Source organism: Microvirga sp. P4_G7 (assembly GCF_056401005.1).
Window position 1 is genome coordinate 1 of the sequence record NZ_JBFUKD010001168.1, and the last position, 579, is coordinate 579.

The window sequence follows — 579 nt, forward strand, 5'->3', positions numbered from 1 at the left end:
GCGAAGTGCGCGTCAACGGCAAGGCCGTTTCGATCCGTTCGCCGATCGATGCGATCTCGGCCGGAATCGGCATGGTCCATCAACATTTCATGCTGGTCGAGACGCTGAGTGTCGTCGACAACGTCATGCTCGGCGCCGAAGGCGGCGCGTTGCTGCGGGTCGGCGAAGGAAAGGTCCGTAAGGAGTTGGCGCGGCTCTCGCGCGATTACGGACTCGAGATTGATCCGGAGGCGCTCGTCGGCGATTTGTCGGTCGGCCTGCAACAGCGCGTGGAAATCCTGCGCGCACTCTATCGCGGCGCGGACATCCTCATTCTCGACGAGCCGACTGCCGTACTGACGCCGCCCGAAGCGGATGCGCTGTTCGCATTGCTGAAAGCGTTGAAGGAGCAAGGCAAGACGGTCATTTTGATCACGCACAAGCTCCGCGAAATCATGGCGGTCACGGACCGCGTCTCGGTCATGCGCCGCGGCGAAATGGTGGCGAGCCTGGAGACCGTCGCCACGTCGCCGCCGGAACTTGCAGAATTGATGGTCGGGCGTCGCGTGTTGCTACGCGTCGAGAAGTCCGAACGCGAGC

At 62.9% G+C, this 579-nt stretch carries 1 protein-coding gene; it reads left to right on the forward strand.

Annotated features, from left to right (window positions below; translation table 11 throughout):
* The coding region (locus AC1DT3_RS23675; RefSeq protein ID WP_477467587.1) for an ATP-binding cassette domain-containing protein at window positions 1-579 on the forward strand (579 nt) is incomplete at both ends.